The following is a 15,655-nucleotide window of genomic DNA, read 5'->3' as shown; positions in this document are numbered from 1 at the left end:
ATTTTCCTCAGCGTACCGGGGCCTGCTTCGGCAGCAGCACCCACACCATTCCGCTCTGCTTCATGCGGCCCGCATTTTCCGCCGCCTCCGCACCAAATCCAAAGAAATAATCGACGCGGATAGGCCCGCGAATGGCGCCGCCCGTGTCCTGCGCCATCACCAGCCGCTGCATGGGGATATCGCTGTTGGCTTGCGTGGTCGACAGGAACACCGGTGCGCCGAGCGGCACGAAGCGCGAATCGATGGCCACCGAGCGCTGCGGCGTCAGCGGCACGCCCAGCGCGCCCTTCGGCCCCACCTTCGGATCGGGCAAGCGCTCTTCCTTGAAGAAGACATAGCTGGGATTGGCATTGAACAATTCATCCTTGCGCGTGGGATGGCCTGCGATCCATGCCTTGATGCCTTGCGCGGATGCCTGGCTCATGGTCAGCTCGCCCTTGTCCACCAGGTAGCGGCCTATCGATTTATACGGATGGCCATTCTGGTCCGCATAGGCGACGCGCACGGTTTCCTGGGTATCGGTCAACTGCACGCGGCCGGAACCCTGCACCTGCAGGAAGAACGCTTCCACCTCGTCATCGACCCACAACAATTCCTTGCCCGTGACGGCAGTGGCGCGCTCGATATCGGCGCGGGTCGAATACGGCACGATCTTCTTGCCAACCAGCTTGCCGCGCAAGCGCATATTCTTCAATTCCGGGTACACCCCGGCCAGGTCCACCGTCACCAGGTCATCGGGCACCTTGTACAGCGGCGTCTGGTATGGACCACCACGCTTGCGCGCGCCGTGCAGCAGCGGCTCGTAGTAGCCGGTGACGAGGCCCGTGCCAACACCGTCGGCGGCCACTACCTGGTTCGGCACGAAGAAGGTTTCGAAGAACAGGCGGATGGCCTTGTCGCTATCGGCATTCACCTGGCGCGCAATGGTGCACGATTCCTTCCAGTCAGCCCGCTTGGCCAGCACGCCGCACGATGCCATGAAGGCGGGCCAGGCGGCGCGCAAATCGTCGCGCGCCCAGCCGGGCAAGGCAGAAAAACTGGCGGGCGCAAAGGTGGGCGCCTGTACATCCTTGGCCTCGGCCGCATCGGATGGGGCCGGCTTGGCGGGTACGGGCTTGACGACCGTGGGCGCGATAGGCGGCGCCTTGCCGCTGGCTGCAGGCGTTGCCACGGGGGGCGTGGTACAGGCGGACAAGCCAAGCGCGACGGCGCCGGCTGAAACGAGTAGACTGGTGCGTTTTAATAAGCTGCGTGTAAATAACATAAGGAAGCGTATGTGGATCTTGATGATTGAGGCGCTGGTGGCGTTCTTCTTGCTGGCATTTATCGTCTGGTGGACCATGTATTCGGGCAAGAAGCCCATGCCACCAGTACAAAAACAGCTCAACGAAGAAAAAGATGCCACGGAAAAACTGAAATAATCAACGCGGGCTTGCCAGCCCGCCTGATCGCTGCCTGCACAGGCTTCAGTGCAGCGTGCGCGGCAGCGACAGGACGAATTCCGGAATCGGCGCTTCGAACTGGTGGCCATCTTCCGCTACGCAAAAATATTCGCCGCGCATCGAACCTTGCGGCGTCGCCAGCGCGGTGCCGCTCGTGTATTCGAACTGCTCGCCCGGTTGCAGCAGTGGCTGGTGGCCAACGGCACCCAGGCCCCGCACTTCTTCCACCTTGTCATTGGCGTCCGTGATGACCCAATGGCGCGAAATCAGTTGCGCGCCAATGGTGCCACTATTGAGCACGCGAATGGTGTAGCTGAACACATGCCGGCCCTGCTCGGGTGCCGATTGCTCTGGCAAGTACTGCGTCTTGACCGTTACCGTAAATTCGTAAGTCGACATCGTCGTTCCTTTATTAGTCATTCCCAGTCATACATTGCGTCACGTGTGCCTTATCGGCCACTGCGCGGCCTGGATTCTGTGTTTCAAAAAAGCATGACGGCGGCGTCAAGCGTAAAATAGCGCAAATCGGATTTTCCACACTTAGCCCTTACCCACCATGACAACATTCCGTATCGCTCCCAGCATCCTGTCCGCCGACTTTGCCCGCCTGGGCGAGGAAGTGCGCAACGTCGTTACCGCCGGCGCCGACATCATCCACTTCGACGTGATGGATAACCATTATGTGCCGAACCTGACCATCGGCCCGCTGGTGTGCGAGGCAATCCGCCCGCACGTGCAAGTGCCCATCGACGTGCATCTGATGGTCAAGCCTGTCGATCGCATTATCCCGGATTTCGCCAAGGCTGGCGCGAACATCATCACCTTCCACCCGGAAGCGTCGGATCACGTCGACCGTTCCTTGCAACTGATCCGCGACAATGGCTGCAAATCGGGCCTGGTGTTCAACCCGGGCACGCCATTGCACTACCTGGAACACGTGATGGACAAGATCGACATCATCCTGATCATGTCGGTCAACCCGGGCTTCGGCGGCCAGTCCTTCATTCCGCAAGCGCTGAAGAAAATCGCCGAAGCGCGCCGCATGATCGACGAATCGGGCCGTGACATCATGCTCGAAGTCGATGGCGGCATCAAGATCGACAACATCGCCGCCGCAGCAGCAGCGGGCGCCGACACCTTTGTCGCCGGCTCGGCCATCTTCGGCAAGCCCGACTACAAGGCCGTCATCGACGCCATGCGCGCCGAGCTCGCAGCCGTCAAGGGCGCCTGATGCAAGCGGGCACGGTGAAAGACCACGTACTGGCCGGCGTGCGCGCCGCCATCATCGACCTCGATGGCACGATGCTCGACACCGTGCCCGATTTTCATGTCGCCATCAACGGCATGCGCGCAGAACTGGGCCTGGCGCCCATCAGCGCCGAGGCCATCAAGCGGATGGTGGGCAAGGGCTCGGAAAACCTGATCCGCACCGTGCTGGCGCTCGACTTCGATGCGGACGGCGTGGAACAGCGTTTCGAGCAGGCGATGGAGGGCTACCAGCGCCACTATCTGGCCATCAATGGCCAGTTCAGCACCCTGTACCCGGACGTGGAAGCCGGACTGAAGGCGATGCAGGCGGCCGGCTTGCGCCTGGCCTGCGTCACCAACAAGCCGGTCGCCTTCGCCCTGCCCCTGCTGAAACAGAAAAAACTCGATGGCTATTTCGAGATCGTCTACGGCGGCGATTCGCTGCCGCAGAAAAAACCGCACCCCATGCCGCTGCTGCAAGTGTGTGCGGACTTCGACTTGCCGCCCGCCAAAGTGGTGGCCATCGGCGACTCCTCGAATGACGCGCAAGCGGCACGGGCTGCGGCTTGCCCCGTCTTGACGGTACCGTATGGTTACAACCACGGACACTCTATACACGACACCGATTCCGATGGTATAGTAAATACGCTGCTCGAAGCGGCCCATTTTATAAGCATGCAAAACAGACCAGCATACTGACCAACACCACATCGTGAACACGTTTCTCATCAAAAAACACAATGTCACCCAAACCGGCTCGATTGAGGCCTGGCTTTGGCGACGCTGGCAATCCTGGCAGGCCTAAGGGCCGAGCCGTGTAAGATTGCTGTCGGCTGCGCGCGCGCATTTTGCGTATCTTGTGTGCACCGGCAGGTTTTTTGATAACCCACCGCAGGGTTTGTGCACCGTGCACACGCGTACCCTGACGGCATGGAGAGAAACATGACCGAACTCGAATTCAAATCGCTGGGCCAGCAAGGCTACAACCGCATCCCCCTGATCGCGGAAGCTTTCGCCGACCTGGAAACCCCGCTCACGCTGTACCTGAAACTGGCGCAGACCCAGCAAGGCGGCAAAAACACCTTTTTGCTCGAATCCGTCGTCGGCGGCGAACGCTTCGGCCGCTATTCCTTCATCGGCTTGCCCGCCACGACCGTGTTGCGCAGCCATGGCAGCCGCACGGAAATCGTCAAGAACGGCGTCGTGATCGAAGAGCACGAAGGCAATCCGCTCGACTTCATCGAACAGTACCAGTCGCGCTTCAAGGTGGCCCTGCGCCCCGGCATGCCGCGTTTCTGCGGCGGCCTGGCCGGCTACTTCGGCTACGACACCGTGCGCCACATCGAAAAAAAGCTGGCCGGCGGCGCGCCGAAAGATGACCTGAACCTGCCCGACATCCAGCTGATGGTGACGGAGGAACTGGCCGTCATCGACAACCTGTCCGGTAAACTCTACCTGATCGTCTACGCCGACACGGCGCAGCCCGAGTCCTTCAGCAAGGCGCGCCAGCGCCTGAAGGATTTGCGCATGATGCTGCGCCGCGGCGTCGATGCGCCCGTCACCAGCGCCTCCGTGCGCACGGAAACCATCCGCGATTTTTCCAAGGAAGACTACCTGAAGGCCGTCGCCAAGGCGCATGAATATGTGATGGCGGGCGACCTGATGCAGGTGCAGATCGGCCAGCGCATCCGCAAGCCCTATGTCGATTCGCCGCTGACCCTGTACCGCGCCCTGCGCTCGCTCAATCCGTCGCCGTATATGTACTTCTATAATTTCGGCGACATGCAGATCATCGGCGCCTCGCCCGAGATTTTGGTGCGCAACGAGACGACGGCCGACGGCGGCAAGAAAGTCACCCTGCGTCCGATCGCCGGCACGCGTCCGCGCGGCGCCACGCCCGAGCGCGATGCGGAACTGTCGGCAGAACTGCTGGCCGATCCGAAAGAAATCGCCGAGCACGTGATGCTGATCGACCTGGCGCGCAACGACATCGGCCGCATCGCGGAAACGGGCAGCGTGCACGTCACCGACCGCATGGTCATCGAAAAATACTCGCATGTGCAGCACATCGTCTCGAACGTGGAAGGCAAGCTGAAAGAGGGCTTGTCGAACCTGGACGTGCTGCGCGCCACTTTCCCCGCCGGCACCCTGACGGGCGCGCCGAAAGTGCGCGCCATGGAAGTGATCGACGAACTGGAAATCACCAAGCGCGGCATCTATGGCGGCGCCTGCGGCTACCTGTCGTTTGGCGGCGAAATGGACGTGGCGATTGCGATTCGCACGGGCGTGATCAAGGACGGCATGCTGTACGTGCAGGCCGCGGCCGGCATCGTGGCCGACTCGGTCCCCGAAATGGAATGGCAGGAAACTGAAAACAAGGCGCGTGCCGTGCTGCGCGCCGCCGAACAAGTGCAAGATGGCCTGGATGGGGAGTTTTAAGATGCTGCTAATGATCGACAACTACGACTCCTTCACCTACAACATCGTGCAGTATTTCGGCGAGTTGGGCGAAGACGTGCGGGTCTACCGCAACGATGAAATCACGATCGAGCAGATCGAGGCGCTGAATCCGGACCGCATCTGCATCTCGCCCGGCCCGAAAGCGCCGGCCCAGGCGGGCATTTCGGTGGAAGTGCTCAAGCACTTCGCCGGCAAGAAGCCGATACTGGGCGTTTGCCTTGGCCACCAGGCCATCGGCGAGGCGTTTGGCGGCAAGGTCATCCGCGCCAGGCAGGTCATGCATGGCAAGACTTCCCTCATCGCGCATACGGGCGTGGGCGTCTTCAAGGACATTCCCAGCCCCTTCACAGTGATCCGCTACCACTCTTTGGCGATCGAACGCGCCTCGCTGCCTTCCTGCCTGGAAGTGACGGCGTGGACGGACGACGGCGAAATCATGGGCGTGCGCCACCGGGAATACGATATCGAGGGCGTGCAGTTCCACCCCGAATCGATCCTCTCGGAGCACGGCCACGCCCTGCTGAAGAATTTCCTCGAGCGCTGATTCCTTGCGCACGCCACGGCGTGCCATCAGTGTCCTCCTGCGCCATCATTGAAGAAGGAAGCATCATGCCGATCACCCCACAAGAAGCCCTGCTGCGCTGCATCGAACACCGCGAAATCTTTCACGACGAAATGCTGTACCTGTTCCGCCAGATCATGTCCGGCGAAATGTCCCCCACCATGATCGCGGCCCTCACCATGGGTTTACGCGTGAAAAAGGAAACCATCGGCGAAATCGCCGCCGCCGCGCAAGTGATGCGCGAGTTTTCCACCAAGGTGCCCATGGCCGACACCACCAAGCTGCTCGACATCGTCGGCACGGGCGGCGACGGCGCGCACACGTTCAATATTTCCACCGCCTCGATGTTCGTGGCGGCGGCGGCGGGCGCGCGCGTGGCCAAGCATGGCGGGCGCAGCGTGTCGTCCTCGTCCGGCAGCGCCGACGTGCTCGACTCGCTGGGCGTCAACATCAACCTGCAGCCCGAGCAGATCGCCCAGTCGATCGCGCAAACGGGCATCGGCTTCATGTACGCACCCAACCACCACGCGGCCATGAAACATGCGGCGCCCGTGCGCAAGGAGCTCGGCGTGCGCACGATCTTCAATATCCTCGGGCCGCTGACCAATCCCGCCGGCGCGCCGAACATTTTGATGGGCGTGTTCCACGCCGACCTGGTCGGCATCCAGGTGCGCGTGCTGCAACGCCTGGGCGCGCAGCATGCCATCGTCGTGTATGGCCGCGATAATATGGATGAAGTGTCGCTGGGCGCGGCCACCATGGTCGGTGAATTGATCAACGGCGAAATCCGCGAATATGAAATCCATCCAGAAGACTTCGGCATGTCGATGATCGCCAGCCGCAACCTGAAGGTGGCCGATTCCGCCGAATCGAAGGCCAAGATGATGGAAGCGCTGCGCGGCGAACCCGGTGCCGCCGCCGACATCGTGGCCCTGAACGCGGGCACGGCGCTGTACGCGGCCGGCGTGGCCAGCTCGATCGAAGACGGCCTGGCGCGCGCGCGCACCGCCGTCAGTTCGGGCGCCGCGCTGGCGAAACTCGACCAATTCGTGCAGGTGACGCAGCAGCTGGGCACACCAAAGCAAGCGTAAGCCCTCCGCCCTCCTTGATAGAATAGCGACCATCATGTCCGACATACTCGATAAAATCCTGGCCGTGAAGGCCGACGAAGTGGCCAAGGCCAAAGCCCGCCGCAGCCTGGCCAGCCTGCGCGGCGACGTGGAGAGCGACGGCGCCCTGCGCGCCGGCCTGCGCGGCTTCGAGGCGAGCCTGCGCCAGCACATCGCCGCCGGCAAGCCCGGCATCATCGCCGAAATCAAAAAAGCGTCGCCGTCGAAAGGCGTGATCCGCGCCGACTTCCGCCCGGCTGATATCGCCGCCAGCTATGCCCAACACGGCGCGGCCTGCCTGTCCGTGCTGACGGATGAACAGTTCTTCCAGGGCTGCGTGGATTATCTGCAGCAGGCGCGCGCCGCCTGCGCCATCCCCGTGTTGCGCAAGGACTTCATGGTCGACATGTACCAGATCTATGAAGCGCGCGCCATGGGCGCCGACTGCATCCTGCTGATCGTCGCGGCGCTCGACCATGGCCTGATGGCGGAGATGGAAGCGTGCGCCCACGAACTGGGCATGGGCGTGCTGATCGAAAGCCACGACGGCGAAGAACTGACGGCGGCACTGAAACTCAAGAGCGCGCTGATCGGCATCAACAACCGCAACCTGCGCACCTTCGAAACGTCGCTCGACACGACCATCAATCTCTTGCCGCGCATCCCGCAAGACAAATTGATCATCACGGAATCGGGCATCCACAGCACGGCAGACGTGCAACGCATGCGCGACGCGCACATCCACAGCTTCCTCGTGGGCGAAGCGTTCATGCGCGCGCCCGACCCCGGCGTGGAGCTGGAACGCCTGTTCAGCTAAACCATGCTAGGCTGGCAGCCATGAGACACGCGATCACCGTCCTTGCGGCCGCCGTCCTGCTGTCGGCTTGCCAGACTGCGCCCGCGCCAGCGGTGCACACTCCCGCCCCCACGCCGGCCGCGCTACAGCTTGCCGCCAGCATCGACGTCTACAAGTCGCTGGTGGCGCAGCAGATCATGGCGGCCAACGCAGAATATACGTTCAGCGGGCGCCTGCCGCCCATGCTGCCGGCCATCGTCGTGCTCGACCTGAGCGTGGGTCCGGACGGCGAGCTGAAAAGCGCGCATATCCACCGTTCACGCGACAGCACGGCGTCGGCGGCGGCGCTGGCCGCCGTACGGCGCGTGCAAACCGCGTTTCCACCGGCTGGACACCTGATGCGCCGCCACGCCAAGACCTTCGATTTTTCCGAGACCTTCCTGTTCAACGAGCAGTACCGGTTCCAGCTGCGGACCTTGTCCGGTCCCCAGTAAACGCGCAAGCATCGAGTTCGATGCGGTCGCGTCCCCGCTCCTTGGCCAGGTACAGGGCCGCATCGGCGCGCGACAGTAATTCTTCCAGCCCCTCCACCACCGATTCCTGGCAAGCCACGCCGATGCTGACCGTACACGAAGGCAGTCCCGCGTGACTGGACTCCCGCAGCAAGGTGCGGATGCGCTCGGCCACGCCCAGCGCATTATGTGGAGGCATGTCCGGCATCAGCACGACGAACTCCTCGCCGCCGAAACGCGCCACGCAATCCGATTCGCGCAGCGCGCCGTCGATGACGGTGGCCACGTGCGCCAGCACCTGGTCGCCCACCGCGTGGCCATAGCGGTCGTTGATCGATTTGAAATAATCGAGATCGATGCTGAGCAATGTCAGCGGCAGGCGGCGACGGCGCACATTGCCTATCTCGCGCGCATACGCATCGCCAAAGCCGCGCCGGTTCAGCACCTGCGTCAGCGGATCATGGGTCGAGCGGCGCTCCAGTATCTGCTGCAGGCGACGCGTCGCCACCGTCATGAAGCCCACCGTCAGCAGCAAAGCCATGAAATTGGCGACCGCCAGGTAAATGCCGGCCGGCGTGCCGGTCACTGTCAGGCTCACGCTGGCACCGCCATGCAGCAAGGCAGACATGCCACGCGCCAGTACCACGACAGCTTGCATCAGCATCAGCGCGCCAAAGAACAAACTCGAGAAATGGCGCTCGCCATGGCGCCACACCAGTTGTACCTGGCGTGCGTAAAACAGGAAGACCAGCAGGGAGAAGACGGCCACGCGGGCCGAAAAATCGGGGTGCACCAGCAGCCACCAGCTACTGCCGGCGATGGACAGGCCGAGTATCAGCAGATAGGCGCGGCGGCTGGGCGCCAGGCCATAGAATTTCTCCGTGCCCAGCATCGACAGGCCAATGCCGGCCACCAGCGCCGCATTGGCCGCGATCAGCGACAATGCCGGCGGCAGCACTTCGCGGGTGCCAAACAGCAGCGACGCGCACACCAGCAACAACAAACCGGCCGCCCAATGTCCCAGGCCATGCACCTCGCGCCGGAAGCTGCGATACACCGAGAACATGACAATGCTCATCGCCCCGCACATCAGGGTCGTCATCAGCATGATCGTTCGGGGATCGAGGTTTTGCACGTTGGGCGCGATCTAAAAGAGACAGTTCGGCAATTTTAGTTTAGTTAAAGAAAAATTAGTTCATTTGCAGTAAATATGACGCTAATGCACCAATATCAGCGTTTTAGTTGCATTTGAGAAATTTCATCCTGCAATGAAAAACCGGCCAGTGAGGCCGGTTTTCTGTCTTACTGCATGACAAACAGCATCATGCCGCGCTAGGACGCTTCGGCCCCGTGGCTTTCTTGGGCGCCGGCAGCAGGCTCAAGCTGACACCGGGCACGCGGTCGCCCTGCAGCACGGCGGTGAATGTCATCAGCTCGTCGCGGCGGAAGGCGTGGATGGCCACCCTGGCGCCGACGCCATAGCGCCCCAGCAAGGTCTCGAGGTTGGTGCCTGTCACGCGCAAGCCATCGACGGCTACCAGCACGTCGCCCGCCGACAGGCCGGCCAGGTGGGCGGCGCCACCCTGGTGCACCTGCGCCAGCTTGGCGTCATTGCCGTCGCGGCCCAGGTTGACGTCCAGGCTGGCTTTTTCCGCCTTGCGCACGTCGCTGTATTTCACGCCGAACGGCGCCAGCAGGCGCGCCAGCGGCACGTCGTCCGTGCCGCGAATGTAGCGCTCGAAGAACGGTTTCATGCGCGTGCCGGCAATCTCATCGAACAGGGCTTCGACTTCGGCCGGCGTCACGCCGCGCGCTTTACCCTTGTAGAAATCGCGGCCATAGCGCTGCCACAGCGCCTGCATCACGTCGTCCAGCGACTTTGCGCCATTCGTCTTGCTGCGCAAAGTCAAATCGAAGGCCAGCGCGATCAGCGAACCCTTGGTGTAGTAGCTGACGATGGCGTTCGGCGCGTTTTCATCCTGGCGGTAGTACTTGCCCCAGGCGTCGAAGCTGGAATCGGCCACGCTTTGCTTGCTGCGGCCGCTGCCACGCAAGACGCTGTTGACGGTTTTTCCCAGCAGCTTGAAATAGCTTGCCTCGTCGATCAGGCCCGCGCGCACCAGCATCAGGTCGTCGTAATAGCTGGTGAAGCCCTCGAACAGCCACAGCAGCGGCGAGTAGCTCTCCGCCTGCAGGTTGTACGGCGCAAAGGCGGCCGGCTTGATGCGCTTGACGTTCCAGGTATGGAAGTACTCATGGCTGCACAGTCCCAGGAATTTCAGGTAGCCGTCGCCGATCTCCGTGCTGTTTGAGGCCGTCGTCGGCAGGTCGGCACGGGCGCAGATCAACGCCGTCGAGGCGCGGTGTTCGAGGCCGCCGTAACCGTCGCCGACGGCCATGGTCATGAACACATAGCGGTCCATCGGCGCTTTTTTCGTTTTCGGCTCGAAGAAGGCGATCTGCGTTTCGCAGATGGCTTTCAGGTCGCGGCACAGACGCGGCAAGTCCAGGTTCGGCACCTTGCCCGTGACGACGATATCGTGCGGCACGCCGTGCGCGGTGAAGGTAGCCAGCGCGAAGTCGCCCATTTCCACCGGGTGGTCGATCAGCTCATCGTAGTTGGCTGCCTGGTAGCTGCCGAAGCCATAGCGCTTGGCCTTCAGTTCCGGCAGGGTGGTGGCGACTCGCCAGCTCTTGCAGGCCGCATCCTTGGGCTGCACGATGTGTACTTCATGCGGTTCGGCCTCCTGGCCCAGCACGCGCAAAAACACGCTGGTGCCGTTGAAGAAGCCGTGATTCTGGTCCAGGTGCGCGGCGCGCACGGACAGGTCCCAGGCGTAGACATCGTATTCGACCGTCAACGGGCCGTGGCACGGAGCGGCCTGCCACGAATGCTTGTCCAATTTGGCCAGCGCCACGGCCTTGCCTTCGGACTCGGCACGGATGCTGACGATGTTGCGCGAAAATTCGCGGATCATGTAGCTGCCCGGGATCCAGGCCGGCAAGGCAAACATCTGGCCGATGGCGGCTGGCGACTTGACCGTCAAGGTCACCTTGAACATGTGGCCCGCCAGATCAAGGGCGGCGATGCTGTAGAGGATGCCGGCGGCCGGTGCGGTTTTCACTGCGGTTTTCGCTGCGGCTTTGCTTGTGGCTTTGCCGCTTGCCTTGGCTCCCGCCTTGGCGGTGATTTTTTGAATCGGTACTTTCTTCATGTTTTCCTCGTGTCTGGCATGGATGTTCTACAATCGCCCGGGCGCGCCAGGCACCGGCGACAAATCGTCAGGTGTATCAATATCGCGCAAGATGCCGCCGTCGTCCACTGTCACTTCGCACACGGCATGGCTGTTGACGATGCTGCGCGCGCCCTGGTCGCCATCGAGCGCCAGCAGCAGCGGCAAGTGAAAGGCGCCGAATGCGACAGGATTGCCGCGCCGGCCCTGGAACACGGGCACGGCGATGCGCGCACCATCGTCGATGGCTTGCGACAAGGCGGCGATTGTAGCCGCTTCCACGAAAGGCATGTCACCCAGGGCGATCAGCCAACCCGGCGCGCCGCGCACATAATCGATGGCGCAGGTGAGCGAGGCGGCCATGCCCGTGTCCGCGTCGTGGCAGACGCGTACCTCGCAGCCGAGTAGCCCGAGCAGGCGCGCCACCTGCATGTCGTCGGCGCGCACCACGGCCAGCACGCGCGGCAGGGCCGCCAGCATGGATTTTGCGGCTGCCGCCACTACCGGCAAGCCCGCATGCGGACCTTCGGCCAGCGGCTGCAATAATTTGTTCTGCACGCCGGAAGGGTCGAACCTGCGTCCCCTTCCGGCGGCCAGCAAGATGCCGACCGTACTCAAAAAACCGCTGCCGTCATGCGGCCGCCAGGTCGAACGGCAACTTGCGCAGGCGCTTGCCCGTCAGGGCGAACAGCGCGTTGGCGAAGGCGGGCGCCAGCGGCGGCACGCCCGGTTCGCCCATGCCCGTCGGCGCATCGCCCGACGGCACCAGGTGCACCTCGATCACAGGCATGTCGGGCATGCGCGGCACGGGGTAGTCGCCGAAGTTCTGCTGCTGTACCACGCCATCCTTGAGCGTGATGGCCGCGCCGGGTATCGTCATGCCCAGCGCCATCAGCGCGGCGCCCTGCACTTGCGCTTCGATCGTCAAGGGATTGACGGCCAGGTTGCAATGCACGCCCGCCCATACCTGGTGCAGCTTGGGCGCGCCCTCGACCACGGAGGCCGTCACCACGTAGGCGACGACGGAATTGAACGATTCATGCATGGCCACGCCCCAGGCCTGCCCTTTCGGCAGCTTCTTCTTGCCGTAGCCGGACTTGGCCACGGCCAGGTCCAGCGCGGCGAGGTGGCGCGTATGCCTGGCGTCGATCAGCTGCTTGCGGTAGGCGACGGGGTCCATCTTCGCCACGTGCGCCGCTTCGTCGATCAGGGTTTCCATGACGAAGGCCGTATGCGTCGAGCCGACGGAGCGCCACCACAGCACGGGCACGTTCGCCTTGGCCGCGTGCACGGACAGCTTCATCGGCAGGGTGTACGGCTCGCCCATGCCTTCGACCATGGTGCCGTCGACGCCATTTTTCACCATGAAGGCCTCAAAGGGCGTGCCGGCCATGATGGACTGGCCCACGATGGTATGGTCCCAGGCGAGGATCTTGCCCTTGGCGTCGAGGCCGATCTGCGCGCGGTGCACATGCGACGGCCGGTAGTAGCCGCCCTTGATGTCATCCTCGCGGCTCCACATCAGCTTCAATGGACCGCTCTTGCCTGCCGCGCGATACGCCTTGGCGACGTTGACGGCTTCGACCACGTAGTCGGACGAGGGCACGGCGCGCCGGCCGAAGCCGCCGCCCGCCATCATCGTGTGCAGGGTCACCTGCTCCGGCTTCAGGCCCGAGGTGGCGGCAATCGCCGCCTGGTCGCCCGTCTGGAATTGCGAACCGACCCACATCGTGCATTTGTCGGCCTGCAGGTCGATGACGCAGTTGAGCGGCTCCATCGGCGCGTGCGCCAGGTAGGGAAATTCATAGATGGCTTCGATCTTCTTCGGCGCCTTGGCCAGCTTAGCCATGTCGGCTGGCTTGGCAACGGTGCCCGGCGTTTTCGCCAGCGCCTTGAAGGCAGCCAGCTGCTGGTCGCTGCTGACCTTTTCCACGGCGCTGCTGTCCCACTCGATCACCAGCGCGTCGCGCCCCTGCTTGGCCGGCCAGTAGCCGTCGGCGATGACGGCCACGCCGCTGCCGCCACGGTCGGTCTTCACTTCCAATACCTCCTGCACGCCCTGGATGGCTTTCGCCTTGCTGGCGTCGAATTTCGCCACTTTCGCGCCAAACACGGGCGGGCGCGCCACCATGGCCACCTTCGCGCCGGGCGGCTTGAAGTCGATGCCGAACTGCTGTTTTCCCGTGGACTTGGCGGCCGCGTCCAGGCGTTTCACGGGCTGGCCGATGATGGAAAAATCGCGCGGGTCCTTCAGCTTGACGCTGGCAGGCACGCTCTGGCGCATGGCCGCGTCGGCAAGTTCGCCATACGTCGCCTTTTGTCCGCCGGGGCCATACAGCACGCCCTTGGCGGCGCGCACCTGGTCGGGACTGACCTTCCACTGCGCGGCGGCGGCGCCCACCAGCATGGCGCGCGCCTTGGCGCCGATTTCGCGGTACTGCGTAAACGAATGGGCGATGCTGCCCGAGCCGCCCGTCATCTGCATGCCATAGGCGGCATCCTTGTACTGCTCGCCGGCCGGCGCCAGCGCGCCGTGCACCAGGCTCCAGTCGGCGTCGAGTTCCTCGGCGATCAGCATGGGCAAGCTCGTTTGCACGCCCTGGCCGAATTCCAGCCGGTTCACCTGCACCGTCACCGTGTTATCGGGCGCGATATGCAAGAAGGCGTTCGGCGCATATACGGGCTTGGCCGGGGCACCTTCGGCCGCCTGCGCCAGCTTGCCCGCGCCCGGCAGGAAAAAGCCCAGCATCAAGCCGCCGCCGGCCGCCGCGCCGGCCTTCATGAAACCACGCCGCGATACGCCACCCGCATCCGGCCCCGCCGAAGATGCCAGCGCCGCGCCCAGGGTCACGCCGCCATGCTGCAATGCTTGCTGATTCAACCATTCGATACGCATGTCGCTCTCCTCAGGCCAGGGTCTTGGCCGCGTCCTTGATGGCCGCGCGGATCCGTTGATAGGTGCCGCAGCGGCAGATATTGCCGCTCATGGCGCCGTCGATGTCGGCGTCGCTGGGCGCCTTGTTGCTGCGCAGCAGCGCCGTGGCGCTCATCACCTGGCCGCTTTGACAGTAGCCGCATTGCGGCACGTCGTGGCGCACCCATGCCGCCTGCACGGCCTTGCCCACCTGGTCGTTTTCCATCGCTTCGATGGTGGTGATCTTTTGCCCCGCCACCGAGGAAATCGGCGTGATGCACGAGCGGATCGGCTGGCCGTCGAGGTGCACCGTGCAGGCGCCGCACAGGGCCGCGCCGCAGCCGAACTTGGTGCCCGTCAGGTTCAGGTTGTCGCGCAGCGCCCACAGGATGGGCGTGGATGGATCGGCATCGACCTGCATGTCGCGTCCGTTGATATTCAAGGTAATCATCTGCTGCTTCCCCTTTTTTGGATTGTTATGGCGTCTACGAACAACACTTGATGATACGACAGCGGAAAAAAGTGCAAAAAAAAGCGCGCCTTGCGAGGGCGCGCCGTCCAGCCTTCCTGGCGACAGCCCGGATTACTTAATGGTCGAGAATTTCTGTTCCAGCGTTTTCGCGTCGACTGCGCCCGGAATGCGGCTGCCGTCCGTAAAGAAGATGGCGGGCGTGCCCGAGACGCGCAACTGCTGGCCCAGGGCGAGGATTTTTTCATGCGGATTGGCGCAAGTGGCGGCCGCCGTGGCTGGCGCCTTGCCGTTCAGCATCCAGTCATCCCAGGCCTTGTTGCGGTCCGGGGCGCACCAGACATTGCGCGACTTGACGATGGAGTCCGGCGACAGGATGTTGTACATGAAGGTGTAGACGGTGACGTTGTCGATTTCCTTCAGCGCGTTCTGGCGGAAGCGCTTGCAATAGCCGCAGTTCGGATCTTCGAACACGGCGATCACGCGCTTGCCGTTGCCCTTGACGGTTTTCATGGCAGAATCGAGCGGCAGGTCGGAGAACTTGATGCGGTTCACTTCGTCCAGGCGCACCTTGGTCAGGTCCTGCGAAGTCTTGGCGTCGAAGACGTGGCCGACGAACAGATACTGCGCACTCTTGTCCGTGTACAGGATGTCGCCGCCCGTGCGCACTTCGTACAGGCCGCCGTACGGGGTTTCCTTGACCGAGTCGACCTTGGCGCCTTCGCCCAGGCGCGGCTCGATCAGCTTCTTGATGCTCGCTTCCGTCGGCGTTTCCGCGCCGGCGCACGACATCATCAGGCCCGAGGCCATCAGCAAGGCGATTTTGCTCATGCTTCTGTTCATTGTTATCACTATCACTTCTCCACTTGAAACGCCTGGCGAACTGGCACCTGGCCCGACGTCATTATCT

General features: G+C 63.0%; 16 protein-coding genes. 8 read left to right on the top strand and 8 right to left on the bottom strand.

The window, feature by feature from the left end; translation table 11 throughout:
- Positions 1-7: 7 nt before the first annotated feature.
- Positions 8-1,264, bottom strand: a complete 1,257-nt coding sequence (mltA, locus tag AC3RCJ_RS04840) for a murein transglycosylase A (protein WP_492962006.1) — start codon at positions 1,262-1,264, stop codon at positions 8-10.
- Between mltA and AC3RCJ_RS04835 the strand changes: the two genes are divergently transcribed.
- A complete protein-coding gene (locus AC3RCJ_RS04835; RefSeq protein ID WP_492962013.1) occupies positions 1,146-1,421 on the top strand; it encodes a hypothetical protein in 276 nt (91 codons plus the stop codon). The genes mltA and AC3RCJ_RS04835 overlap by 119 nt on opposite strands.
- Before the next feature lie 45 nt (positions 1,422-1,466).
- On the opposite strand, the gene apaG is transcribed toward AC3RCJ_RS04835, so the two are convergent.
- Positions 1,467-1,841 (bottom strand): Co2+/Mg2+ efflux protein ApaG, encoded by a 375-nt coding sequence (apaG, locus tag AC3RCJ_RS04830; RefSeq protein ID WP_492962004.1) that lies wholly within the window; start codon positions 1,839-1,841, stop codon positions 1,467-1,469.
- Between the two features lie 157 nt (positions 1,842-1,998).
- Between apaG and rpe the strand changes: the two genes are divergently transcribed.
- The 7 genes from rpe to AC3RCJ_RS04795 all read left to right on the top strand — a co-directional run bounded on the left by rpe (position 1,999) and on the right by AC3RCJ_RS04795 (position 8,111).
- Positions 1,999-2,673 carry a ribulose-phosphate 3-epimerase gene (rpe, locus tag AC3RCJ_RS04825; RefSeq protein WP_034753544.1) on the top strand — a complete coding sequence of 225 codons (675 nt, stop codon included), beginning with the start codon at positions 1,999-2,001 and terminating at the stop codon, positions 2,671-2,673.
- Positions 2,673-3,389, top strand: a complete 717-nt coding sequence (locus AC3RCJ_RS04820) for a phosphoglycolate phosphatase (protein ID WP_492962002.1) — start codon at positions 2,673-2,675, stop codon at positions 3,387-3,389. The genes rpe and AC3RCJ_RS04820 overlap by 1 nt, the downstream gene beginning before the upstream one ends.
- A 243-nt stretch (positions 3,390-3,632) precedes the next feature.
- A complete protein-coding gene (gene trpE / locus AC3RCJ_RS04815) occupies positions 3,633-5,129 on the top strand; it encodes an anthranilate synthase component I (RefSeq protein WP_492962000.1) in 1,497 nt (498 codons plus the stop codon).
- Between the two features lies 1 nt (position 5,130).
- Complete coding sequence (locus AC3RCJ_RS04810; protein ID WP_492961998.1) at positions 5,131-5,694, top strand: aminodeoxychorismate/anthranilate synthase component II; 564 nt, start codon at positions 5,131-5,133, stop codon at positions 5,692-5,694.
- A gap of 65 nt (positions 5,695-5,759) precedes the next feature.
- Positions 5,760-6,803, top strand: a complete 1,044-nt coding sequence (trpD, locus tag AC3RCJ_RS04805) for an anthranilate phosphoribosyltransferase (RefSeq protein ID WP_492961996.1) — start codon at positions 5,760-5,762, stop codon at positions 6,801-6,803.
- 34 nt (positions 6,804-6,837) lie between these two features.
- The gene (gene trpC, locus AC3RCJ_RS04800) at positions 6,838-7,638 is read left to right on the top strand and encodes an indole-3-glycerol phosphate synthase TrpC (RefSeq protein ID WP_492961994.1); all 801 of its coding nucleotides are present in this window, start codon (positions 6,838-6,840) and stop codon (positions 7,636-7,638) included.
- Positions 7,639-7,658: 20 nt separating this feature from the next.
- Complete coding sequence (locus AC3RCJ_RS04795; protein ID WP_492961992.1) at positions 7,659-8,111, top strand: hypothetical protein; 453 nt, start codon at positions 7,659-7,661, stop codon at positions 8,109-8,111.
- Here AC3RCJ_RS04795 and AC3RCJ_RS04790 read toward each other — a convergent pair.
- The 6 genes from AC3RCJ_RS04790 to AC3RCJ_RS04765 all read right to left on the bottom strand — a co-directional run bounded on the left by AC3RCJ_RS04790 (position 8,062) and on the right by AC3RCJ_RS04765 (position 15,576).
- Positions 8,062-9,237 (bottom strand): GGDEF domain-containing protein, encoded by a 1,176-nt coding sequence (locus tag AC3RCJ_RS04790; protein ID WP_492961991.1) that lies wholly within the window; start codon positions 9,235-9,237, stop codon positions 8,062-8,064. The genes AC3RCJ_RS04795 and AC3RCJ_RS04790 overlap by 50 nt on opposite strands.
- 214 nt (positions 9,238-9,451) lie before the next feature.
- Positions 9,452-11,254: a M61 family metallopeptidase gene (locus AC3RCJ_RS04785; RefSeq protein ID WP_492961989.1), complete on the bottom strand. Its 1,803-nt coding sequence runs from the start codon at positions 11,252-11,254 to the stop codon at positions 9,452-9,454.
- Between the two features lie 117 nt (positions 11,255-11,371).
- Positions 11,372-11,980 (bottom strand): nucleotidyltransferase family protein, encoded by a 609-nt coding sequence (locus AC3RCJ_RS04780; protein WP_492961987.1) that lies wholly within the window; start codon positions 11,978-11,980, stop codon positions 11,372-11,374.
- 13 nt (positions 11,981-11,993) lie between these two features.
- Positions 11,994-14,258 carry a xanthine dehydrogenase family protein molybdopterin-binding subunit gene (locus tag AC3RCJ_RS04775; protein ID WP_492961985.1) on the bottom strand — a complete coding sequence of 755 codons (2,265 nt, stop codon included), beginning with the start codon at positions 14,256-14,258 and terminating at the stop codon, positions 11,994-11,996.
- Positions 14,259-14,268: 10 nt separating this feature from the next.
- The gene (locus tag AC3RCJ_RS04770) at positions 14,269-14,727 is read right to left on the bottom strand and encodes a (2Fe-2S)-binding protein (protein ID WP_492961983.1); all 459 of its coding nucleotides are present in this window, start codon (positions 14,725-14,727) and stop codon (positions 14,269-14,271) included.
- 132 nt (positions 14,728-14,859) lie between these two features.
- A complete protein-coding gene (locus AC3RCJ_RS04765; RefSeq protein WP_492961981.1) occupies positions 14,860-15,576 on the bottom strand; it encodes a DsbC family protein in 717 nt (238 codons plus the stop codon).
- Positions 15,577-15,655 lie beyond the last annotated feature (79 nt).

This window comes from Janthinobacterium sp. GW822-FHT07H11, from assembly GCF_058798615.1.
Note: the sequence above shows the minus strand (reverse complement) of the source record. Positions and strands in the feature narration are given on the sequence as shown.